Origin of the sequence: Chryseobacterium sp. C2(2020), from assembly GCF_014218915.1 — a bacterium.
GTDB classification, from domain to species: domain Bacteria; phylum Bacteroidota; class Bacteroidia; order Flavobacteriales; family Weeksellaceae; genus Chryseobacterium; species Chryseobacterium mucoviscidosis.
Map to the genome: position 1 here is coordinate 247487 of NZ_JACLCT010000001.1, position 23256 is coordinate 270742.

The 23256-nt window shown below is 35.1% G+C and carries 28 protein-coding genes; 13 read left to right on the top strand and 15 right to left on the bottom strand.

Going from position 1 to position 23256, the window contains the following annotated elements:
* Positions 1-10: 10 nt before the first annotated feature.
* Entirely contained in the window at positions 11-2128 is a 2118-nt protein-coding gene (locus H6W52_RS01140) for a TonB-dependent receptor plug domain-containing protein (protein ID WP_116097966.1), read from the bottom strand.
* 96 nt (positions 2129-2224) lie between these two features.
* On the opposite strand from H6W52_RS01140, the gene H6W52_RS01145 reads away from it, so the two are divergent.
* Positions 2225-3025: a T9SS type A sorting domain-containing protein gene (locus tag H6W52_RS01145; RefSeq protein ID WP_116097964.1), complete on the top strand. Its 801-nt coding sequence runs from the start codon at positions 2225-2227 to the stop codon at positions 3023-3025.
* 159 nt (positions 3026-3184) lie between these two features.
* Here H6W52_RS01145 and H6W52_RS01150 read toward each other — a convergent pair whose 3' ends face one another.
* From H6W52_RS01150 to H6W52_RS01175, 7 genes are all read right to left on the bottom strand, one after another.
* The gene (locus H6W52_RS01150; RefSeq protein WP_087711034.1) at positions 3185-3475 is read right to left on the bottom strand and encodes a putative quinol monooxygenase; all 291 of its coding nucleotides are present in this window, start codon (positions 3473-3475) and stop codon (positions 3185-3187) included.
* 92 nt (positions 3476-3567) lie between these two features.
* Entirely contained in the window at positions 3568-4452 is an 885-nt protein-coding gene (locus tag H6W52_RS01155; RefSeq protein ID WP_116097962.1) for a sulfite exporter TauE/SafE family protein, read from the bottom strand.
* A 120-nt stretch (positions 4453-4572) separates the two neighbouring features.
* Positions 4573-5814 carry a sulfate adenylyltransferase subunit 1 gene (locus tag H6W52_RS01160; RefSeq protein WP_116097960.1) on the bottom strand — a complete coding sequence of 414 codons (1242 nt, stop codon included), beginning with the start codon at positions 5812-5814 and terminating at the stop codon, positions 4573-4575.
* A gap of 128 nt (positions 5815-5942) precedes the next feature.
* The gene (locus H6W52_RS21300; RefSeq protein ID WP_262889717.1) at positions 5943-6074 is read right to left on the bottom strand and encodes a hypothetical protein; all 132 of its coding nucleotides are present in this window, start codon (positions 6072-6074) and stop codon (positions 5943-5945) included.
* Positions 6075-6082: 8 nt separating this feature from the next.
* Positions 6083-6991: a sulfate adenylyltransferase subunit CysD gene (gene cysD / locus H6W52_RS01165; RefSeq protein ID WP_116097958.1), complete on the bottom strand. Its 909-nt coding sequence runs from the start codon at positions 6989-6991 to the stop codon at positions 6083-6085.
* A 16-nt stretch (positions 6992-7007) separates the two neighbouring features.
* Positions 7008-7700 carry a phosphoadenylyl-sulfate reductase gene (locus tag H6W52_RS01170; protein WP_116097956.1) on the bottom strand — a complete coding sequence of 231 codons (693 nt, stop codon included), beginning with the start codon at positions 7698-7700 and terminating at the stop codon, positions 7008-7010.
* A gap of 89 nt (positions 7701-7789) precedes the next feature.
* On the bottom strand, positions 7790-8197 hold the full coding sequence (locus H6W52_RS01175; protein WP_087711044.1) for an RrF2 family transcriptional regulator: 408 nt from the start codon (positions 8195-8197) through the stop codon (positions 7790-7792).
* A gap of 140 nt (positions 8198-8337) precedes the next feature.
* Here H6W52_RS01175 and H6W52_RS01180 point away from each other — a divergent pair, with 140 nt between their 5' ends.
* From H6W52_RS01180 to H6W52_RS01220, 9 genes are all read left to right on the top strand, one after another.
* Positions 8338-8766, top strand: coding sequence for a DUF4268 domain-containing protein (locus H6W52_RS01180; RefSeq protein WP_116097954.1), 429 nt, complete (start codon positions 8338-8340; stop codon positions 8764-8766).
* Positions 8767-8796: 30 nt separating this feature from the next.
* Positions 8797-9111: a hypothetical protein gene (locus tag H6W52_RS01185; protein WP_116097952.1), complete on the top strand. Its 315-nt coding sequence runs from the start codon at positions 8797-8799 to the stop codon at positions 9109-9111.
* A gap of 139 nt (positions 9112-9250) precedes the next feature.
* Positions 9251-9325, top strand: coding sequence for a zinc-ribbon domain-containing protein (locus tag H6W52_RS21410; protein ID WP_194304367.1), 75 nt, complete (start codon positions 9251-9253; stop codon positions 9323-9325).
* 141 nt (positions 9326-9466) lie between these two features.
* Entirely contained in the window at positions 9467-9541 is a 75-nt protein-coding gene (locus H6W52_RS21415; RefSeq protein WP_194304367.1) for a zinc-ribbon domain-containing protein, read from the top strand.
* A 1071-nt stretch (positions 9542-10612) separates the two neighbouring features.
* Positions 10613-11434 (top strand): DUF2314 domain-containing protein, encoded by an 822-nt coding sequence (locus H6W52_RS01200; RefSeq protein WP_116097950.1) that lies wholly within the window; start codon positions 10613-10615, stop codon positions 11432-11434.
* A gap of 165 nt (positions 11435-11599) precedes the next feature.
* The gene (locus H6W52_RS01205) at positions 11600-12742 is read left to right on the top strand and encodes an AAA family ATPase (protein ID WP_116097948.1); all 1143 of its coding nucleotides are present in this window, start codon (positions 11600-11602) and stop codon (positions 12740-12742) included.
* Between the two features lies 1 nt (position 12743).
* Complete coding sequence (locus H6W52_RS01210; RefSeq protein WP_116097946.1) at positions 12744-13352, top strand: HNH endonuclease; 609 nt, start codon at positions 12744-12746, stop codon at positions 13350-13352.
* Between the two features lie 183 nt (positions 13353-13535).
* Positions 13536-13772 (top strand): hypothetical protein, encoded by a 237-nt coding sequence (locus H6W52_RS01215; RefSeq protein ID WP_116097944.1) that lies wholly within the window; start codon positions 13536-13538, stop codon positions 13770-13772.
* 3 nt (positions 13773-13775) lie between these two features.
* A complete protein-coding gene (locus H6W52_RS01220; protein ID WP_116097942.1) occupies positions 13776-14093 on the top strand; it encodes a type II toxin-antitoxin system RelE/ParE family toxin in 318 nt (105 codons plus the stop codon).
* Between the two features lie 30 nt (positions 14094-14123).
* Here the strand turns inward: H6W52_RS01220 and gldG are convergent, their stop codons facing one another.
* From gldG to H6W52_RS01245, 5 genes are all read right to left on the bottom strand, one after another.
* Entirely contained in the window at positions 14124-15794 is a 1671-nt protein-coding gene (gene gldG / locus H6W52_RS01225) for a gliding motility-associated ABC transporter substrate-binding protein GldG (protein ID WP_116098071.1), read from the bottom strand.
* A 4-nt stretch (positions 15795-15798) separates the two neighbouring features.
* Positions 15799-16527 carry an ABC transporter permease gene (locus H6W52_RS01230; RefSeq protein WP_116097940.1) on the bottom strand — a complete coding sequence of 243 codons (729 nt, stop codon included), beginning with the start codon at positions 16525-16527 and terminating at the stop codon, positions 15799-15801.
* A 114-nt stretch (positions 16528-16641) separates the two neighbouring features.
* Positions 16642-17190, bottom strand: coding sequence for a CopD family protein (locus H6W52_RS01235; protein WP_116097938.1), 549 nt, complete (start codon positions 17188-17190; stop codon positions 16642-16644).
* 123 nt (positions 17191-17313) lie between these two features.
* Entirely contained in the window at positions 17314-17754 is a 441-nt protein-coding gene (locus tag H6W52_RS01240) for a hypothetical protein (RefSeq protein WP_116097936.1), read from the bottom strand.
* A 91-nt stretch (positions 17755-17845) separates the two neighbouring features.
* Positions 17846-18217 carry a helix-turn-helix domain-containing protein gene (locus H6W52_RS01245; RefSeq protein WP_116097934.1) on the bottom strand — a complete coding sequence of 124 codons (372 nt, stop codon included), beginning with the start codon at positions 18215-18217 and terminating at the stop codon, positions 17846-17848.
* A 108-nt stretch (positions 18218-18325) separates the two neighbouring features.
* Between H6W52_RS01245 and H6W52_RS01250 the strand changes: the two genes are divergently transcribed.
* From H6W52_RS01250 to H6W52_RS01260, 3 genes are read left to right on the top strand one after another with little or no spacing between them, the layout of a single operon-like run.
* Positions 18326-18700 (top strand): hypothetical protein, encoded by a 375-nt coding sequence (locus H6W52_RS01250; RefSeq protein WP_116097932.1) that lies wholly within the window; start codon positions 18326-18328, stop codon positions 18698-18700.
* The gene (locus H6W52_RS01255) at positions 18672-19490 is read left to right on the top strand and encodes a hypothetical protein (RefSeq protein WP_116097930.1); all 819 of its coding nucleotides are present in this window, start codon (positions 18672-18674) and stop codon (positions 19488-19490) included. Before H6W52_RS01250 ends, H6W52_RS01255 begins: the two co-directional genes overlap by 29 nt.
* Positions 19491-19497: 7 nt before the next feature.
* Positions 19498-19920 carry a DUF1573 domain-containing protein gene (locus H6W52_RS01260; protein WP_116097928.1) on the top strand — a complete coding sequence of 141 codons (423 nt, stop codon included), beginning with the start codon at positions 19498-19500 and terminating at the stop codon, positions 19918-19920.
* Positions 19921-19985: 65 nt separating this feature from the next.
* On the opposite strand, the gene kbl is transcribed toward H6W52_RS01260, so the two are convergent.
* The gene (kbl, locus tag H6W52_RS01265) at positions 19986-21182 is read right to left on the bottom strand and encodes a glycine C-acetyltransferase (protein ID WP_116097926.1); all 1197 of its coding nucleotides are present in this window, start codon (positions 21180-21182) and stop codon (positions 19986-19988) included.
* 87 nt (positions 21183-21269) lie between these two features.
* Positions 21270-23192, bottom strand: a complete 1923-nt coding sequence (locus H6W52_RS01270; protein WP_116097924.1) for a M1 family aminopeptidase — start codon at positions 23190-23192, stop codon at positions 21270-21272.
* Between the last annotated feature and the right edge of the window lie 64 nt (positions 23193-23256).

The following is a 23256-nucleotide window of genomic DNA, read 5'->3' on the forward strand; positions in this document are numbered from 1 at the left end:
ATGATTATTTTTAAAAGTTGTAGGTTAGTCTGGTGAAATAGCTTCTGCCGTAGAAAAGATTCGAGTTCGGATCGGTGGTTCCGTGTGCGGTTCCTGCAACGGTGGTGTCTCTTACGGATGAAACATCAAAAATGTTCTTAATTCCTGCACTGAGTTCAAAATGATTTTTGAAAAAGGGCTGACTTACGACGAAATCCATCATGTTAAAGTTGCCGCGCTCTCCCACATAATAAAAAGGATGGGCAATATCCTGACTGTCTAAGACAAACATCTGAAGTTTCCCAACGTGTCTGTAAAACAACGAAACATTGGTTCCGGTTTTTGGGAGGGTATAGTTTGCAGCAAAATTTCCTTCGACTGTATAAAAGAAATCATCTGGAGAAACCAGAGTTCCCGAAAAGAGCTCTTTTCCGATGCCATAATAAGAGGCATTGGCTGCAAGGCTGAACTGGTTTTTCTGAAGTTTAAAATTAGCTTCAAAAAGTAATGATCTGAATTTGTTGATATTGATGTATTTGTACTGCAACGGACTCTGATTGATCTGCAGAACTTCTATTCTGTTTTTGAGATCCATGTACGTTGCGCTTGCTCCTACCTGAACATTCCATCCTGAACTGGTGGTGAATTTTTTGTCTCCGTTTAAAGAGATCGTGATTCCTTCTTCCGGTTTTAAATCTTCATTTCCTCTGATGTCGTGGTTGCTGTCGACAAAGTAGGTGTAGAGTTCATCAAAATTCGGAAACCGGTTCGCGCTTCCTGCAACGAGTCGGATATTACTGGAATCATCAATTTTACCTCTTACCGTTAAGGAATAATTGTGCTGTGTATCAAATTTATCACTCAGCGCCAAACGGTAACCGGGTCTTAATGAAAGCCAGTCTGTAGGATTCCATTCCGCAGAAATAAAATTGGCGTAGTTGAAAATTTTTCGGTCTACATTATTTCCTGCAAAATCTCCTGCAATAAAACCTGCGTATCCTTTGGTATGATCGAGTTCATAACCCAACTGGAAATCTATTTTTTTATCATCAAGAAAATTGCTGAAAACACCTCGCGAATAGATGACATCTGCTTTGTTATAGGACTGATAAGCTTCTTTCGTTCCCATTACTTTCCTGTTCGGAATATCATAGGTAAAATCTCTGTATTTTCTGTCCTGAGTCTGATATGAAAAATCACCGGTATAATTGATGCTGCCTAATTTGGTCTGAACATTTAACTGATTGACGTATCTTGTGGTGAGATAATCTCTGTCGGCAGAAGTATAGGTTCTGTTTCCCTCTCCTAAATAAAGTTCTGAAACAATCGGGCTGTAGAAATTGAGCTTTTCATTAACGAAGCCGAACTTATAGAAAACAGAAGTTTTATTTTTACTGTATCGGATCACTCCGTCGATATTCAGAATATCTTTCGGCTGCCACAGATATCCTCTTTTTCCGTCCTGTTCAAAATATTTATACCCTTCCTGCGTTCCTTTGAATCCTTGAAAATCGTTATGATTGATATTGGCTCCGATGTACCAGTTTTCATTTAAGTTATATCCTGCATTCAGCGTTTGGATATGTCTTCCCTCTCCTTTTTTGTACCAGTTGTATTCTTTTCCTACGGTTTCTTCCTGAACAGAAGCATTTAACGTTAATTTTTTCTGAGTGCTTTTTTTGGTAATGATATTGATGACTCCGGCAACGGCATTGCTTCCGTAATCCACTCCCATTGAACCTCTTACCACTTCTATACGTTCTACATTATTGATATTGAGCTTGGTGAGATCTATATTGTTTCCCAGTCCTACATCTCCCACCACAGGAATATTGTCAATCAGGATCTTGGTGTATTCTCCACCCAGTCCCAGTAAACTCGCCGTTGAATTTCCGGAATTGCGGTCTGAAGTAATCAGAATGTTTAAGCTTTGGTTTAAAACATCTGCCACATTGGTTGCTGCCATATTTTTGATCTGCTGCGCATCGATGACCTCCACTTTATAAATTGATTTATTAATGGATTGCTGAGTATACTGTCCGGTAAGGACAACTTCTTCAATTTTTTCCAGCTTTACAGAATCTTTTTTCTGCGCGTCCATCCACAAAATCATCGTTAAAGCAAGAACAGAAAGCAATTTCTTCTTCATAGGATCAAAAAATTTTTGACAAATATAATATTTTATTTAGAACAATTAAAAATAATTATATAATTTTGTAGAATAATTCTAAATAAAAATAATGTTATGAAACTAGGACTACTTATTGGAGGTTTACTGCTTACAGCGATTTCGGGAAATGCACAGGTAACAACGATTAATGAAAATTTTGAATCTTTTACGGCAGGAACAGGCGCAGCATGGCCACAAAATAACTGGAACCGTGTACAAAGTGGTTCCGGACCGTGGGTATATGTTGACAATTCGAATGCTGCGGACAAACATATCCAGTATTACAGCTTTTTTACAACGAATACACCGGGTTATGCTATTGCTCCGCAAATTGTTGCACCTAATGGAAGTCAGACACTTACGTTTAAATCTTCCCTTACAGCAGGATCTTCCGCAGGAAGCACCGGAACCATTGAAGTTGGATTTGTGGACGGCGTTACAACAGCAGATATGGCAAGTTTTACAAAGATTGGAAATACGATTACGCTTACTTCAACAGACACGCAGTATTCCGTACCGATTCCTGCATCCAATAAGCAGTACATCGCATTTAAGATTGTGGGAAGTCTTAATCACACAGCGATTCAACTGGATGATATTTCTTACGCGGTAAGTTCGATACTTACGGTTTCAGATCAGGCAAAATCAAAGGAAAGTGTACAGTTTGCCGTAAATTCCGACAATACCGTTTTGCAGTTTGTTGCTAAAAAAGAACCGAAAAAAATTCAGATCTATTCAGCGGGAGGTCAGAAAACAGCCGAAGGAAAATTATCCGGAAGATCGTTTGACATCAGTACGCTTCAAACCGGAGTTTATTACATCTTGATTGAAACGGCGGAAGGAGAAATCGTAAAATCAAAATTCATTAAAAAATAAACTTTTCACAGGATCACAAAAGTTCACAGGAGCTTTATTGATAATACTTTCTATTTTTTCTAATAAAAGGCTGTCCGCAATAGTGAACAGCCTTTTAGTTTTATGCTTCCCTCAGGAAGAGTAAAGTTATTTTTAAGTGACTAACTTTCTTCTTACAGTTTACAGAGTTTTAAATCCTTTAAATACCTGAGTAGAACTTTCCAGCATTTTAGAAACGTCTCTTCTGAAATTCAGCAAATGATCCTGCCCGTTGTGGCGGTTCAGGTGTTCTTCACTTTCCCACAATTCCACCATGAAAAAAGTTCCTTTGTTATCTTTGTCTTCAATAAGGTCATACTGCAGACATCCCTCTTCTTTTCTGGTTTCTCTTACCAGAATCTGAAAAAGTTCAACTGCTTCCATCAGATAATTCTCATTAAATCTGAAAAGCGCAACTACGTTTATGTTCATTGTTATTTTTTTAGTGGTGTAAATGTAGAATATTTTCAAAACCGAAAAGATATTTCATGCTTTTATTTTTCCACATTTAACAGATTTTATCACTAAAAAACAGATTTGTAAATGGTAATTGAGCTCATCACGATGACCAGAGTTCCGATGACGAGAAACATACTTTTCACAGGAAGTTTTGCCGTTAACATCGCAGAAAAAGGAGCGGTAAAAATTCCTCCGATCAGAAGACCGAGAATGATATTCCAGTGCTGAATTCCCAATGTGAAAATAAAAGTAATGGCTGCCGTTAAGGTTAAAATAAATTTTGCTACCGTAGAACTTCCCACTGCAAATCTCGGCGTAAAGGAATTTTTAATTAAAGTTCCTGTTACCAAAGGTCCCCATCCTCCTCCGGCAAAGGAATCGATAAAACCACCGATCACTCCCAAACGCGTTAAATTTGTTTTCCGTTTTAATTTTTTGTCCTGCTTATTTTTAAAAGCATTGGATAAAATCTGAATTCCCAGATATAATGTGTAGAAGGAAATAATTGTTTTGGTAATTTTTGAATAATATTCTCCGAGATATGTGAGTGAAACCGCCCCGATCACTGCTCCGAAAACCGCAGGAATAGCGAGTCTTTTCACCAGACTTTTGCTTACGTTTTTCAGTCTGATATGACTGATGCTTCCGGCTGCCGTTGTAAAGCTTTCCGCAGAATGAATACTTGCGCTCACCGCATGAGGCGGAATTCCGAGAAACAAAAGCGTGGTCGTACAAATTACGCCGTATCCCATTCCCATTGATCCTGCAACGATTTCTGCCAAAACTCCCACCAACATCATCCAGTAGAAAATGTAATTGTCTTTGGCTAAAACAGTGAACAGATCATCCAGATAGCCCAGTTCATACATGGTAAAGGCAACAACCGACAGAAGTGCGATCGTCACAAAAAATACATTTAACCTGAACTGAACTTTTCTTGAAATAACCATTTTTTCTGTTTTCTATCGTTTTAAACCATTACTGAAATATTTATGCAGCTAAGAAAATTCACTTAAATCAGCTTACCTTTTTAAATCTTTCCTAAATGACTCAGATTATGTTTGTTTAATTTACAAAATCATTACGGCTCCCACCGTTGAATTGCCTGTCTCGTCGATCAATATAGCGTTGCCTGTTGCATTGCTTTCTTCAAAGCTGTCGAAAACCAGGGGTGAAGCTGTTTTTAAACGGACTTTTACGACTTCGTTTAATTTTATGCTTTCAGAAACCGGCGTTTTTTCTAAAGTATTAACGTCTATTTTATATTCAATTTCTTTGATAATCGCTTTTAAAAGTTTGCTTTTGTGCTGAATGAAATATTTGTTTCCTTCGTTTAATTCCTTTTTATCCAGCCAGCAGACAACGGCTTCAATTTCATTTTCAACCTTCGGAAGGCTTTCGGTTTTTACTAAAAAATCACCTCTGCTGATATCGATATCATCTTCAACATGCAAAACAGCGGGCTGATTGGCAAAAACAAATTCCACTTCTTTGCCTCCTGTTTCTATTTTTGAAATTTTGGTCTGAATATTCTGAGGAAGCACGGTAATTTCGTCACCTTTTTTGTAAATTCCCGAAAGAACTTCTCCTGCGTATCCTCTGTAATCGTGCAGATCCTCCGTTTGCGGGCGAATGACATACTGAACCTGAAATCTCGGACTCTGAAAGTTTTGATCTGAATTGATTTCAACCGTTTCGAGGAAATCTAACAGCGTAGAACCTTCATACCAAGCCATATTTTCTGATCTTTCAACAATATTGTCGCCATGAAATGCCGAAATCGGGAAATAATTTACATTTTTTAACCCTAGTTTTTCTGCAACCGATTCATACTGAGCTTTTATATCTTTAAAAACTTCTTCAGAATACTCAACGAGATCCATTTTATTGATGGCAACCACCACATTTTTCATCTTTAATAAAGACGCAATAATGGAGTGTCTTCTTGTCTGTTCAATCACGCCTTGTCTTGCATCAATCAGAATAACAATCAGTTGTGAATTGGAAGCTCCCGTAATCATATTTCTTGTATACTGAATATGTCCCGGTGCATCCGCAATAATAAATTTTCTTTTCGGCGTCGAAAAGTAGCGGTACGCAACATCGATGGTAATTCCCTGCTCTCTTTCTGCTCTTAAACCATCCGTTAAAATAGCAAGGTCTACTCCGTTTTCGTTTTTATTTTTTGACTGTTTTTCGAGCGCTTCAAGCTGATCGATCAATATATTTTTACTGTCGTACAGAAGTCTTCCGATCAGGGTACTTTTCCCGTCGTCTACGCTTCCTGCCGTTATAAATCTTAATATGTCCACGTTTGTTTTTATTAATAATGAGTAATTGAGTGAGGTTGAGAGTGAGGTTAAGGTTTAGGCTAAGATTAAGATTAAGATTAAAGGCTTACTACAAAAACTTCCATCTTCCAACATCAAGCCTCCAACTTCTAGCTTCCATCTTCCAACTTCCTGCCTAAATATAAAGGTTGGGATTCAGGCTGAGACTGAAAACTTATTACAAAACGTCCATCTTCCATCTTCCATCTTCCAACATCCAGCCTCCATCTTCCTGCCTCCAACTTCCAGCCTAAAAATAACCTCCTTTCTTCCTGTCTTCCATTGCAGCTTCCGTCACTTTATCGTCGATTCGGGTTTCGCCGCGCTCGGAAATTCTGGATGCAGTGATTTCATTCACTACCTCATCCAAGGTTTCGGCAGCACTTTCTACTGCGGCGGTACAGGTCATGTCTCCGACGGTTCTGTAACGTACTTTTTTACTAACAATCGTATCATTTTCATCAATCTGAATAAAATCTGATACGGCAATTAACTGTCCGTCATATTCAATCACCTCACGGTCATGTGCGAAGTAAATGGATGGCAACTGGATATTTTCTTTTTTAATATAATTCCAGACATCAAGTTCCGTCCAGTTCGAAATCGGGAAAACTCTTACGTTTTCACCTTTGTTTATTCTTCCGTTGTAGATGTTCCACAATTCCGGACGCTGCAGCTTCGGATCCCATTGTCCGAATTCATCCCGCACAGAGAAAAAACGTTCTTTGGCTCTTGCTTTTTCTTCATCTCTTCTCGCTCCGCCAATGCATGCATCAAACCCGAATTCTTCAATTGTATCTAATAAAGTGTGGGTTTGCAGCCAGTTTCTGGAAGCAAATTTTCCTTTCGGTTCGGTTAAATTTTTAGCTTTAATGGTATCTTCCACTTTTCTTACAATCAGTTCCGCGCCGATATTTTCTGCTAAATAATCTCTGAACTGCAAGGCTTCAGGGAAGTTATGTCCTGTATCGATATGCACCAACGGAAAAGGTATTTTCATCGGAGCAAAAGCTTTTTTTGCCAGATGAACCAAAGTGATAGAATCTTTTCCGCCACTGAAAAGCAGCGCAGGTTTTTCAAACTGAGCAGCAATTTCCCTCATAATGTAGATACTTTCTGCTTCCAACTGCTCCAGATAATCTAACGTATGTGTCGTCATTTTTTATTTTTTTGAATTAATGAGAATGCAGACCGCACTCTTTCTGTGAACTTTCCCACCACCATCGTCCGGCGCGCGGATTTTCTCCTTCTTCGATTGCTCTTGTACAGGGTTGGCAACCTACACTGATGAATCCTTTTTTGTGTAAAGACAATTCCTGAACTTTATTTTCTTTCAGATAATCTAAAACATTCTGGTAATTCCAGTGAATTAAGGGGTTATATTTGTAAAGTTTACGATCTTCATCCCATTCTATAACCGGCATATTTTCTCTGTTTTCAGACTGTTCGGAGCGCAATCCTGTAATCCAGACTTTTGCATTTTCCAACGCGCGGTTTAAAGGTTTAACCTTACGGATAAAACAGCATTCTTTTCTGTTTTCTATGGAATGATAAAATGCGTTGATTCCTTTTTCATTCACATATTTTTCCACGTCTGAACTTTCCGGAAAATAGACTTCGGTTTTTGTTTTGTATCGGGAATTGTTCTGGGAAAGCAACTCGTAGTGCTCGTAAAAAAGTCTTCCTGTATCAAGCGTGAACACTTTTACCGGCAGATGATTTTTGAAAATCATATCCGTGATTACCTGATCTTCCTGACCGAGCGATGTGGAGAAAACAATACCTTCCGAAATTTTTGAAGAAATAAATTTCAGTCCCTCTTCTGCGGAAAGCTGTTTCAGTAACTCTGCATCTTCTTTTGAAATCATATTTTGTTCATTTGAAGTAATGCAAATATCAGATAAAATAATTATCCTACCAAAAAAGTAGACTAATTATTTTAAAAAAAAGGATCTGATTAATCTACCAAATCCATTAACGTTCTTTTCTCCAGAATATTCAGCGAAGCGTCGCGAACTTCGATCAGAACGTCGTGCAAACCGCAATGATCTTCACTGCAGTCGTCGCATTTTTCGTAAAAATTTAAACTTACACAAGGAAGCAGTGCGATGGGTCCGTTCACGAGACGAATAATTTTCGCCAGCTTTACATTTTCCGGCTTTTCTTTGAAAAAATAGCCTCCTCCTTTTCCTTTTTTGCTATCGAGAATGTCCGCTTTTTTAAGCTCAAGCAGGATATTTTCCAAAAACTTTAAAGGAATTTTCTTGTGTTCGGCAATTTCGGAAATAAGAATTGGTCCGTCATTTCTCTTTTCTACAAGATATGACAGTGCCTTGAAAGCGTATTGAGATTTTTTAGACAGCATTACTACAAAAATAAGAAAATTGTTTGATATGTATAATAAGGAGATCGGAAGTTAGAAGATGGATGCTGGAAGTTTTCAGGGATCGTATTACTTCCCTCTTCTCGCTTCCTTCTTCCGGCCAAAATCCCTATTTTTGCCTCATGTTCAGTAAACAGGAAGCACAGCAGTTAAAGAAAGAGTTTTGGACGGCTTTCGGAAAGTCTTTTCCAAGAAAATGGATTTTGTACGATACCAAAATCAAGGATATGTCGTTTAAATTTTATGCGGATAAGAAAAAAGCGGAAGTTTCTCTGGATATCGAAATGAAGGATGAAGTTTTCAGAGATGCGTACTACAACAAAATATGGTCACTGGAAGATATTCTGAAGGATTTTATTGGCGATTTTCACAAGGAAGAATTTTATACGCTGGAAAACGGAAAGGTTATCAGCCGAATCTGGGTTGAAAAGCACGGTATTTCTGTTTTCAATAAAAATACATGGCAGGAAGCTTTTGAATTTTTTGTTGAAAAAATGGATGGTTTCGAGCGGTTTTATTATGAATATGAGGATTTTATAAAGGATGTTTAGTGAATAGTTCCTAAAGAAAAAAAACATATCATGAAAATAAGATATTGCTGGAGGTGCAGAATGGATGTTCCTATGCTTGATGAAGAAGAGGGAAAAATTGCTTCGAAATTATTAGCTGAAGGATTTCAGGAAGTTAAAACAGCCAGAAAAACGCCTTTAAACGAAAATTTCAAAAAACTGCTGGATTATTACAATAATTTAACCGGTTTTGAAGAAACAAATCCTAATGCCATCATGCATCATTTCATTGATATGTATGGTCCTGACTGTGAAAACTGCGGAAAACCTTACCGGACGGAAACCGCTACATTCTGTCCGAAATGCGGTAACAAAAGAAAAATTTAAGGACTTTTCTCAATTTGATTTTTTCAACGCAAAGATTATTTTTTTACCAATACAATCTTGAGAAGGCAAAGACAAATGAAATTTGCCTCGCGAAGCTTGAAAATAGATCTTATTAAGTTTAAATTAGCTTATTTAAATTCTGAACTGCGGAAAACCTTACCGGACGGAAACCGCTACATTCTGTCCTAAATGCGGTAACAAAAGAAAAATTTAAGGACTTTTCTCAATTTGGATTTTTTTTAAACGCAAAGATTATTTTTTACCAATACAATCTTGAGAAGGCAAAGACAAATGAAATTTGCCTCGCGAAGCTTGAAAATAGATCTTATTAAGTTTAAATTAGCTTATTTAAATTCTGAACTGCGGAAAACCTTACCGGACGGAAACCGCTACATTCTGTCCTAAATGCGGTAACAAAAGAAAAATTTAAGGACTTTTCTCAATTTGGATTTTTTTTAAACGCAAAGATTATTTTTTACCAATACAATCTTGAGAAGGCAAAGACAAATGAAATTTGCTGCACAAAGCATCAAAATAGGTCTTATCAAATTAAGATTAGCTTATTTAGATTCTGAAATGCGGTAACAAAAGGAAAATTTAAAGACTTTTCTTAATTTGATTTTTTTAACGCAAAGATTATTTTTATCAGTATAATTTTGAGAGGGCAAAGGCAAATGAAATTTGACTCGCGAAGCTTGAAAACAGATCTTATTTAATTTAAAATTAGCTATTTAGATTCTGAAATGCGAAAACATTATAGAAAGAGAATAGCTATATTCTGTCCTGAATGTGGTAACAAAAGAAAAATTTAAGGACTTTTTTCAATTTGATTTTTTCAACGCAAAGATTTATTTTTATCAATACCATTTTGAGAAGGCAAAGGCAAATGAAATTTGCTTCGCGAAGCTTGAAAATAGATCTTATTAAGTTTAAATTAGCTTATTTAAATTCTGAACTGCGGAAAACCTTACCGGACGGAAACCGCTACATTCTGCCCGAAATGCGTAACAAAAGAAAAATTTAAGGAATTTTCTCAATTTGATCTTTTTCAACGCAAAGATTATATTTTCATAAGTATAATTTTGAGAAGGCAAAGGCAAATGAAATTTGCTTCGCGAAGCTTGAAAATAGATTTCAAGGCTAGTTTTGTGTCAAGAAGGTGAGTCGTGAATTTTTAATCCAAATCAGGATCGGAAGCCGCTTAAATATTTTTAAAATTGTGGTTAAACTAATTTCAGAATTAACCGCAAAAGATGCAAAAGATAATGATAAAGCGAATTTCAAGAATAATCAAAGCGCTTAAAAGAATAAAAATCAAAGATTTTTAAAAACTGTTGTTATCTTCTTATTTATAATCACCAACTTTCAATAAACGTTTAGTTCATCTTTTGCGGCTTTTGCGGTTAAATAAAAAGTTTAAACAGATTTTTGTATAAAATTCAACCTTATCTTATATTTTTCTGTATTTTGGTCAAAATAAAAACTAATAATTAAAACAAAAATGTCAGAAAATAAAATATTTTTCGCAGACGCAGCAGATCCTGAAATGTCTAAAGCTTATAAAAAAGCGCAGGAAACTTTTAAATATTTCTGGAGAGAGCAATCTTGGGAATACAGAAGAATTATTCCGGCACTGAGTGTTTCATGCGTGAAAGTGGCTTTTTCTCAGGAAGATCCTTCTTCAGACTCACCTATTGTAGAACATATGTGGATCAATGACATCCATTTCGATGGCGATCTTATCAAAGGCTACCTCATCAACAAACCGAATAAACTCACCAATGTTGAAGCCGGAGATTATGTGGAAATTCCTGTAAACGAAATCAGCGACTGGCTTTTTGCCATGCCGCAACGCGCAAAAAAAACGAAAGGACTTTCAAAACTGTTTTCATCTTCTTCAGAATCTCTTCCTCCGAAAGCTTATGGCGGATTTACGATCCAGAAAATGCGTTCGGATATGTCTCCGGCGGAAAGAAAAGCGCATGACAATGCATGGCAAATGGATTTCGGAGATTTTAATGATATTGATATTGTCTACGAACAGAAAGAGCATCCTGAAAATCTTGTGGAGCATCCGATGAGCAGAAATATGAAGGAAGAGCTGGTAAAATTCGTCAGCGAAAATCCGGATGAGATTACAGGTCAGGATATTAACGGCTACTCTATGCTTCATGCGGAAACAATTGCCGGAAATCTAAGTTCTGTGGAAGTGATTCTTGCAGCAGGAGGGGATAAAAATTTAAAGACAAAATCCGGAAAAACAGCTTTGGACTTTGCCCGACAACTGAATTGGGAACATATTATTTCTGTTTTGGAAGATTGATTTTATTTTTCTTTAAGATCAGTTTTTTAGGATTAAGATTTAGCGTTTCTGTTGTATCATAAATTGTTTAGGTAGACGAGTTATTATTTTCAGGGAACTTTAGGAGTTTTTAGTTGATAATTAAAAGTTTATATCTTTTTTTTATATTTGGATAAAACTAAAACTATGTTACTTCTCATTCATGGACCAACTATATTAAATTCAAAATCACAGTCTGACGAGGATATAAATATTCTCGTCGGAGAAAATGGAAGCGGTAAAAGCACATATCTAAAAAATTTAGCAAAAGTACATTTGAAACAAGATAGAAATGTTATTGCTATTGCAAATACTATTTTTGATAAATTTGATATAAATCACACTAATTTTCAATCTTTAAAATTTGCATCGGGTAAAAGAATAGCAAAAAATTCAATAAAAAAAGTTGTAAAAATATTAGAATCAGAACCAGACTCAAAAGTATTATATAATTTGATAAATACTTTTGAGTACATAAAATTCCATCCTAAAATATCTTTAGAAATCATCGGTATTAATGAAAATTCCTTTGAATTATTGAGATCTTCTGAGTTTTATCAAAATAATAGATTTTTATCAAGCTTTCAGATAGAAAATTTATTTAACGAAATGCATTTTATCAAACGATTCACACTAGATTTAAGAGAACTTAATAATAAAATCAATAACGATATATACATTCTTTTCTTACTAAATCAAGAATCAATTCTAAAAAAAATTGGAGTTTTAAAAAAAATAAAAGTTTTTTTACATAAAGGACATAACGAAATTGAATTAGATAAAGCTAGCTCAGGAGAATTATCATTATTAACTTCTTTAATTTATATTACAGCTCATATTGATAAAAATACTGTAATTTTAATAGATGAACCTGAAAATAGTCTACATCCAAAATGGCAAATCGAATATACAAAGAAACTACTTGATTTATTTTATTTTTTTCAACCGAAGATAATTATAGCTTCCCACTCTCCTATAATTATAAATGGCGCTTTAACTCACAGTAATCATACCAATATCTTCAAAAATATAAAAAACACTTTTCAGCTGATACATAATAAAACAAAAAATGTAGAAGAAATTTATGAAAATTATTACGAAATTACTACTCCAGAAAATCGCTTTCTTTCGGATTTAATAATAACTAAATTTAATCTTTTAAATGAAAATAAAATTAAAATAAATGATTTTCTATCAATGATTGATGGATATATTTCAAATTCGTATGATCAAAAGCAAAAAAATGCTTTAAATGAAGTAAAAAAGCTGGCAAAACAAAATTTTGAATAAAATGAATTTTAATAGCACAGAAAAAGAGATCATACAAAAATATTTAAGTAAAGAAATATTAGATTGGTCAGATGATGAACTTAAACCCATCCGTGATAAAATAAAACATACATTAAAAGTATTTTGGCAAGAACAATGTTGTTATTGTAATAGAGGAATGGAAGATGAATTTGATATGATAATAGATATTGAACATATTCTTCCTAAGTCAAAATTTAGAGATTTAACTTTTAATTATATGAATTTGAGCTTATCATGCAAAAGGTGCAATATGAAAATAAAAAAAGAAAAAATAGATTTTATTATTGATATATTAACCGCAAAGATAGACTTCACCGACAAGACAAATTATAAATTTATTCATCCTAACTTTGATGTTTATAAAGCTAATATGCATTATGTGAATGCAACTTTGGATGATAAAAAATTTATTAAGTATCTTCCTAAAACACCTAAAGGAGAATTTACATATACTTATTTTTCGTTAGATAGAATCGAAAGAAGTACCTTTAATGAAATTCAAGGAGTTAATAAAAATCTAGAAGATAATACAGATAGTATTCCTTTAGATATTTTCGAATCATTAAATGAAATTTTAAAAGATGTATAAAAAAACAAAAAACTTCTCTTTTTTATATCATTTATCCAAACTTCTTCTTTCTCAGCCAGAAGAACAAACCTCCCAAAATACCGATAATGGCTAAAAGAAGCAGCAAATTAAACCATTGCCAGTTGTCAATTAGAAATTCAATATTAAAATTTAATTTGTAATTTTGATTCAAATACATCAGTTATGGATCTTCAAACCAGAAAATTAAATCTTATCACTTATCTTGCTCAGTTACAGGATGAAAGTTTTTTTGACAAAATTGAAGAATATATTTTATCGAAGCTGGAAAAAGAAGATCATTCTGATTCCACTTTTAGTATTGAAACTTTAATAAACCGTATTGAAAAATCTGAAGAAGATTTTAAAAACGGAAGATTCAGGACTCAGGAAGATTTGGAAAATCAGTCAGCTAAATGGTAGAATATGAAAATAATCTGGACTGAATTTGCTATTGAAGATTTAAAAATCATTTTCGACTATTATGCTTCCAAAGCCAACAAAAATATAGCCCATAAAATTCGAAAACAAATCTTTAAATCGACAAAACAATTAATTCAAAATCCACAATCCGGTCAACTTGAACTTCATTTGGAAAAGCTAAATCAACAACATAGATATATTCTAAGCGGTAATTATAAAATCATTTACAAACTGAATCACGAATATATAATCATAAATGATGTATTTGACGCAAGGCAAAATCCAACTACAATGATTAATGAAAAACGGAATATAAAATAAAAAAGAGAAGCAAAAACTTCTCTTTTTATTTTATCCAAACTTCTTCTTTCTCAGCCAGAAGAACAACCCTCCCAAAATACCGATAATCACTAAAGGAAGCAGCAAATTAAACCATTGCCAGTTGTTTTTCTCTTCCGTAATTCTCTGTCGGTCAAGAAGCCTTTCTTCAATGTTTCGGTTTCTGAGATCCATAAGATTGCTGTCGTCCAGAAGATAATCTAATGCATTTCTCAGGAACTGTTCGTTACCAAACTGTTCGTTAGTAAGCAAATCTATGCCTAAAGGAAGCGGTTCTCCTTTCAGAACTTTATTTCTTCCTACGTCTCCGTCGGCGATCACGATCATTTTATTTTCAGGGCTCGAACTTTTAAAATTCGGATAGGATTTTCTTTCGATTCTTGAAGCATATGCAGAATTGAACTTTCCTTCTAAAGATACTGCATAAATCTTCGGTGTGCTTGGTTTCTCCATTTGTCCGAGACTGTCGACACTGGAAATTTCTTTGAGATCCACATAATTTGGAACCTGCTTTAATAAAGTTCTTTCACTGGATTCAAAAAGAACGTTCGTTTTGATATTTTTTCTTCCGCCCAATGTATCGATAGAAGTCGGGAACTCAAACTTTACAGGATTGATATTTTTCGTAATCGGATTGTTGTTTTCTGCGATTCCCAAAGGAAAATACGGCCACGGAAGACTGGTGTACTGCGGATTTCCGCTCACTTCTCCCGTTACCAATCTCAACAGCGCAAATTTCTTCACATCTTTCACCAAAGCCGGATTGATCCTGATTCCATAATTGAAGAAAAAATCCGTCATGTTAATGTCTACAGGAAAAGGCATCACTTTTTGAGACCTCATCAATGTATCCATTTCCGCATTTACGGCATCAATCATCCACAATGTTTTTCCGCCGTTCATGATGTATTGGTCAAGAATTACTTTTTCACCGTCCGTGAAAGCTTTTCTCGGTTTTGCGATCACCAAAGCGTTCATTTGCTTTAAGGTCGGAATATCTGCGATGGTAAGTTCGGTCTGATTTTTAGGAATAATAGGACCTGCATCATAACTTTCCGTTGCCAGTTGCATGAACCCCTGAAATTCTCTTGGATTCAGCTCATCCTGATTCACTAGAATCCCGATTTTCTTTCTTTTATGCGCCGCAATATTTTTAATGTTCGAAACCAGATTGTACTCTAAATTTTCAATGGATTTCGTAAGCTGCTGATCGGCATCAATTCCTGTCTGCTGAACCACCAAAGGAATGGAAACTCCCCTTTTGTCGTATTTCACAACCGCATAAGGAAAGAGCATGATCTGAGAAACTTTGCCGTCTTTGATGTCCGGAAGCATGGAAGGCTGCATTCCCATCGCCATCAAAGTATCTTTAGACATTTTGGTTTTAATAGGATCAATGAATTTAAAATCGATCTTCGGATTAATTTTTCTGAATTCTTCCAGCATAAATTTCGTTTCGCTCTGAAGCTGCTTGAAACTTGCCGGAAAGTCTCCTTCCAGATAAACATCGACTACCAAAGGTTTATTTACCGATTCCAGAACCTTAACAGTATTATCGGAAAGCGTATATCTTTTTTCTTTGGTTAAATCCAATCTTATTCCTGAAATAGCAAGAATAATAACCAATGGTAACACCACGAAAAGTAAAATTCCTAACGGAGATTTGAACTGTATCTTCTTCATCATTCTACTTCTTTTTATTAATGAAATGATTGGACAAAACTAATGTAACACCGATGATTAAAGCAAAATAAGCCACATCCTTAAAATCAATAAGACCTCTTGTAAAGCCTAAAAAGTGCTGGTAAAAACCGACATTCTGTAAAATAAAATCTGCACCTCCCAGCAATTTGTAACTTGCCAGTTGCTCGATCCCGAAATACATGATGAAACACATGAAAACGCCCAACAGATAAGCCATAATCTGGTTTTGGGAAAGCGAAGAAGCCAAAATTCCCACTCCGGAAAATGTTGCAATTAAAATAATTAAGCCGATGTAGCTTCCGAACGTCATTCCCACATCTACATTTCCGGCAGGAACGCCCAAAACATAAACCGTGTAAAGGTAAATTAACGATGGAATCAGGCATAAAATTCCTACGATCCAAACCGAAAGAAACTTACCGAAAACCAGATCTGAAACTTTCAGCGGTTGGGAAAACAGCCAGTTTAAGGTTCCGGTCTGCTGCTCTTCCGCAAAAGTTTTCATGGAAAGTGCGGGAATAATAAACATCAGTAACCACGGAACCAGAACGAAATAACTTTGCAGAGAAGCCATTCCGATCTCAAAAATGTTGGAGTCGTTGTCGAAAAAAAACAGAAACAGCGTCGCGATCAGACTGAAAGCAGCGATGATTACCCACGCGCTCCAGTTTCCGAAGTAGCTCCAAAGTTCTTTTTTTAAAATTGCAATCATAGTTTTATTGTCAAATGTTGATTGTTTTTAGTTGATTGTTGATTGTTTTAGCTGACTTTTTTTGATGTAAAAATCTATTCAGCAACTATAAACAAACAACCATCAACCGAATCATTATTTTTTCTTATTCTTATTTACCAGCTTCACCGTCATCATGATTAAAAATACCAGAACGAAAAATCCGGCGATTAATTGCCACCAGTATTCAATAACCTGAGCTTTTAAAATCACGGTGAAAACGACAAGGAACAAAATGAAAGTAGCGATTTCATTTGCCTGTCTCAGTTTTATATTGGCGGTTTCAAGTGTACTTCCATTGAGTTCTTTCAGTTTTAAAACTTTTTTCCAGCACCAGTAATGATAGACTGCCAAACCGATCAGGAAGGTTAGTTTTAAATGAAACCATGGCATTTTCATCAATCCGAGATTCAGAAAAATCATTGTCAGTCCGCAAACCGTCATAATTACTCCGGCAGGAACGGTGATGATGTTCCAGAGCCTTCGGGCCATAAACGTATATTGTTCTCTGAGGATTTTCTTCTTTTCTTCCGCAAATTCATCGGTATCTTTATAGTACACAAAAATTCTTACGAGATAAAAAATTCCCGCAAAATAGCTTACCATGAAGATAATATGAAGCGCTTTTATTATAGTGTAAAGCATTCTGAAAAATTAATGGCAAATATAATGTTAATGACAAAAATATCTATTAGAAAACAGAATAAATCTTGCTTTTATTCTGTTATGTTCATTATTTTATATTAAAAAGCTGAGGGATTTTCAGGCTTAGTGTTTTTCGAATGAAATACTGTCTACTTTTTTACCATCTTCATACTTCTTTATGTATTGGAGATTTCCTTTTTCGTTGTAAAATTTCCAGTCTCCGAAGTAATACCAGTGGCGTTCATTTTTAGAGACATCCATTTTAGACTGTCCGCTTTGCATCAGGTTTCCGTTCTGATGGTATATTTTGGTCTTTGTAATGTTCTTTTTTATTTTATCTTTCTGAAAAAGCTTATTATTCAATGTGGTTTTCCAGATCCCGACTTTTTCACCGTTCTTATATTTTCCGATGGCAATCAGCGTTCCTTCATCCGAAGAATATTCTTCCTTCCATTTGCCATGTCGTTTACTTACATTCTTTTCGTCTTTGATGTACTGATTCATCTTGGTGTTGCAGGAAGCCAATAATAAAACAATCAGTGAAATGAGGGATATTTTTTGCATAAAAAAACAGAATTTCCGTAAATATAGAAATTCTGTTTTTATTCTACAATTGTAGAGGCGTTTTATTTTTTAACAAATTTATTATAATTTATTACTGCTTCAAAAGCTGATTTTTCAGGAACTCAACCTGTTCTTTCAGTAATGCAATCTGCTCATCTTTTGCTTGAAGCAATTTGTCTGAAATTTCTTTATTTTCTTGATGCAAAGTTTCTACATACCCGATAGAACCACTTTCATTCGTCTGATTAAAAATTTTCTTTCCAATATCTGAAAAAAACTCTTTTGGATTCGTCTCCAGAACACCCATTATTTCTTCAAAATACTTAGCCCAAGAATACGTTTCACCAGATTCTAACCTTTGATAAGCAGATCTGGTAATGTTCAGTTTATCAGCCATATCCTGATGATTATAGCCTTTAGAAATTCTTATTTTTTTTATCTTCTCTGTTATTTCCTGGTTCATAAAATGTGTGGTTTGTAACAAAATTAGTGTTTTTCTATTCAAAAAAAGAGCATTTATGCATAATCAATTGGAAGTCAATTAAATATTTTTTCACAAAAAACCCGAAATATGATTTTACTATTTGAAAAAATCATTTCATATTTACATCAGAAAAACACAAGTGCACAAATGTTTTCTAAAACAAAATTATTAACTTTAAATTTAGAAATCATGAAACAAAAAATAATTATCGGAGCATTGGCATTAGCATCTGTATTTGCTTTTGCGCAAAACACAGGAGATAGTTCTTCATCTGAAACGGACAGAAGACCATTTTGGGGAACAGGAGATTTGATTAGCTACAGCTGTACAAGAGGACAACAACAAGCAGATGGTACTTTTCAATGTGATTGTGTAGGAACTTATGAATACCATGTGTTTTGGATAGGTGTAGGAACTGTAGAACATGAATTCCATGAAACATCAGCAAACCATTTTTGCTAAAATAAAAGCAATGACAGAGAAATTATTTTTCTCTGTTATGTTTTTTATCCTTTTTTCAGGAAAGGCACAGATTATTCTTAGAAATTCTGACTATAAAAAATTTGATTCTGTTACGATATCAAGAGATGGGAAAAATACATCGTTAAAATCAAATGCTCTTAAGTCATTTAAATTTAAAAAAAATGATAAGATTTTCTATGATAATAAACTTTTAGACTTTTACTCTAATCCTGACTCTTTGATTTTCTTTGATAATACAAAAACTATTGAAGAGGTAAAGGTAAGCTATGAAAACACCTCCGCTAAAAAAGAAAAAGCGCTAAAGAGTACGAAAAAAAATGCTTATGCGGTAATTTTCCCAAATAACGAGATTGCAACATTTGTAAAAATTAATACAAAGAAAAAAACTTATATTAAGTCTTTTAGTATTTTTCCTGTAGCTGATCCGAATTTAAGACCTCATAATGATAATATTACTATAAAAGTAAAACTTTTAGGTAACAAAAATGGATTGCCAGACAATAATGAAGAACTGATAGCTTTCGAAAGTAAAATATCAGATCTTAAAATAAAGAAAAAAGATAAAGTTGTTCGGTGGGAATTTGTTTTGCCCAAGACAATAAAATATCCTAAAGAAGGTTTTTTTGTGGTATTTTTTCAAAAATCCTTGGAAGACAGTACTTTTTTCCAAATAAATAAAGACAGTGATCTGCTGGAATATTATCCGAATGAAGGCTGGAAAAGTCTTAATCTTAATGGATATTATTATGAATTAAAAATTTTACAATAACACAAAAATGAAAAAAATAATCGCTTTGTTTTTATTTTATTTAGTTTCCTGCAATAAAACTTCTGAAAATAAGAACATAATTCCAGATCTTCACTTTACAAAAGTTTGGAAGACTCCAACAAGTGAACTTACGAAGATAGAACTTCCTTCGAATATAGATTTAGACACAATAGAAGGAAATCATAAGACAATAGATTTTATAATTAAAAATACAGGGAACAAAATCCTAAAATCATTATTTATAAAACCTCCATGCTCATGCATACAAATGCCGAAGTACGACAGTGTTTTACAGCCTAATAAGGAACAAAAAATCACTGTAAATATGGCTATTAATGAAATTGGAAACTTTTATTTGCCAATAACAGTTTATGGTACATTTTACCCTTTTAAAAGAGTTTTCTATGTAGAAGGATATAGAAAAAGTTAAAATTTAAGTTGGCAAAAACTGAAATTTGTTTTTGCCAACTGTATTTTTCAGTATTATGCCTACTTTTAAGAAATTACGCCTAATTCTTTTCCAACTTTTTCAAACGCAGCAATTGCCTTATCAAGATGTTCTCTCGTATGTGCTGCAGAAAGCTGAACTCTGATTCTCGCTTTTCCTTTCGGAACCACAGGATAGAAAAATCCGATGACATAGATTCCTTCGTCCATTAACTTTTCAGCCATTTTCTGAGCCAAAGGAGCATCGTACAGCATTACGGGAACAATGGCAGCATCACCATCCGGAATATCGAAACCTTTAGATTTCATTTCCGCTCTGAAATATTTTGCATTTTCCATTACTTTATCGCGAAGAGAAGTATCTTCAGAAATCATGTCCAAAACCTTCAAAGCTGCTCCCACGATTCCCGGAGCCAAAGAGTTTGAAAACAAATACGGTCTTGAACGCTGTCTCAGCATATCAATGATTTCTTTTTTACCGGAAGTAAATCCTCCTAAAGCACCGCCTAAAGCTTTTCCAAGTGTAGAAGTAATGATGTCTACTCTACCCATCACTTCGTTGGCTTCGTGCGTTCCGCGACCTGTTTTTCCGATGAAACCTGTTGCGTGAGAATCATCTACCATTACCAAAGCATCGTATTTGTCGGCAAGATCACAAACTCCTTTCAGATCTGCAACAATTCCGTCCATTGAGAAAACGCCGTCTGTAACGATGATTTTAAAACGGTGATTTTTTTCGGAAGCTGCAATTAACTGAGCTTCCAGATCTTCCATATTATTGTTTTTGTAACGGTATCTCGCTGCTTTACACAGACGAACACCATCAATAATGGAAGCGTGGTTCAGTTCATCTGAAATAATCGCGTCTTCTTCCGTAAATAAAGGTTCGAAAACTCCACCGTTCGCATCAAAACAGGCAGCATACAAAATGGTATCTTCAAGGCCTAAAAAGTCTGCAATTTTCTGCTCCAGTTGTTTATGGATATCCTGAGTTCCGCAGATAAAACGAACCGAAGACATTCCGTAACCGTGAGATTCTATCATTTCCTGTGAAGCTTTCATCACTTCAGGATGGTTGGATAATCCCAGATAATTGTTCGCACAGAAGTTCAGCAGCTTTTTTCCGTTGGCTTCTATTTCGGCACTCTGCTGAGAAGTGATGATTCTTTCTCTTTTGTAAAGTCCGTCGTTTTCAATATTCTGAAGTTCGTTCTGTAAATTTTCAAGATACTTTTTAGAGATCATTTCTAATAATTTTTAGGATGTGCTAATTTAATAAAAAAAGCCGTTTCACCATGATGAAACAGCTTTGTTATTTATTGCCTTATATTTTTACTTCTTTAAAAACTTCACGTTCTTATCGTTGATTTTAAAAATATACATTCCCGGAAACAGTTCTGAAATATTGATTGATTTCTCCGGCTGATAAATTCCCTGTCTCACTAATTTACCGTCTGTGAAGTAAATAGTGAAATCTGTAGGTTTTGTAATGCCTTTTAAGTTCAGTTCATTTTTAGCCGGATTCGGATATAAAGCAAATTCTTCTTTAACTAAATCTGCAGTTCCCAATGTATTATCCTGAGTTATCGTAGAATTTCTGTCCAGAATCTGATATTCATAATTAAATTCTACACTTGCCACCGGAAATGTTACCGACTGCGTAAAATATTGGTTGTTGTTTGTATTATTCAACGCAAAATAAGCAACCTGCCCTCCTGTTCCGTTTACTTTGATCGGTAAAGGCATTTCGAAGAAACTTACCGTTGAACTGCTCTGGGTTTGAGATGCTCTGAAAGTAACGGTATTTCCTACCTGCTTCCAACGGATGTCATACGTAGGATACCCCTGTCCGTAAATCCAGTCGTTGAAGAATTCTGTAAAATCCTTTCCGGTAGACGTTAATAAAGACGCATTCAGATCCTGAGTTCTTACATAGTTATAAGCCAAATTAGGTCTGGAATGGTAATCCTGAATTGCCTGATAAAATACGGCATCTCCCAAAATCCATTTCAGCATTCTCAGTACATAAGCCCCTTTTGAATAAGACAGTCTGCTGCTGAAAATAGTTCCTACACTGGTAAGATTGGCATCAGCAACATATACACTTCCTGTTGGCGAACCTGTAACAAAGTTTTTCTGAGTCAGCAGATAATTTAAAAAATCTGTATTTGTCATCAGCAATTTTTCATTCGCCACATGTTCTCCAAAAGTGGCAAAACCTTCATTCAGCCAGATGTCGTTCCACGCACCGCAGGTTACTTTGTCGCCAAACCACTGGTGAGCCAACTCATGGGCAATGAGACTTCTGCTCCATCCAGCCATGGAAGACATGGTCTGATGTTCCATTCCGCCACCCGCCTGAAATTCCATGTGTCCGTATTTTTCATTTCTGAAAGGATAAGGTCCGAAGTAGGTTTCAAAAGTATTCATCACCGTTTTTGTCCAGTTGATGTTATTCATACTTGTTGTATTCGTAGACGTTGCCGGAAAGATATAATTAATGAACGGAAAAGGAGGATTTCCCATTGTATCTGTTAATTTTACGAAATTGGTGATGGAAAGAGCGATAAGATATGCTGCAGTCGGATATTGTGTTCTCCAGAACGTCAGTTTCTGACCATTTCCTAAAATGGTTTCAGACATGGGCTTTCCGTTGGAAGCAACGCTGTATTGTGAAGGGGTGGTTACTTTTATATCTACTCTTTCGATTTTGTCGTTCAGACTTTGTTTTGTAGGAAACCAGTCCTGCGCTCCGTAAGGTTCATTTAAAGTGGATAAAACCGCAGTTCCACCCTGTGTTCCGTTAAAAAAAGCGTTGTTGGTTGTTGAAGGCGCTCCTGAATACGTAACTGTTAAAGAATCCAGAACATTCGCCGCAAGAGCAGACTGAAAGTTGATTTTCAGTTCTTTGGTAGACAACTGCTGAAAAGTAAGCGGCGTTCCGTGATACTGCACTCCCGAAACCGTCATCTGATTATCCAGATCAAAATAAATAGAGCTTACACTCTGATTCGGTTTAAAATGAGAAGTGACGGAACCCGAAACATTATACACCGCCGGATTAATGGTAAGATCCAGCCTCTGATACTGGAGATCGTAATTCAGGGTATTCGGGTTGACATTTCCGACTGCCATTTTGTGAGCGAAAGATTTCATTTCTTTCGCCATCATCACTTTTCTTTCGACATTATCGTTTTGAGCACTTATTTGCTGAAAAGTAAGCATACACAAAACTAAAAAGTAAAACTTTTTCATATTGAATTTAAAAAATATATCAAAGATATAAAAAAACCTTCCAATCGATGATTAAAAGGTTTTA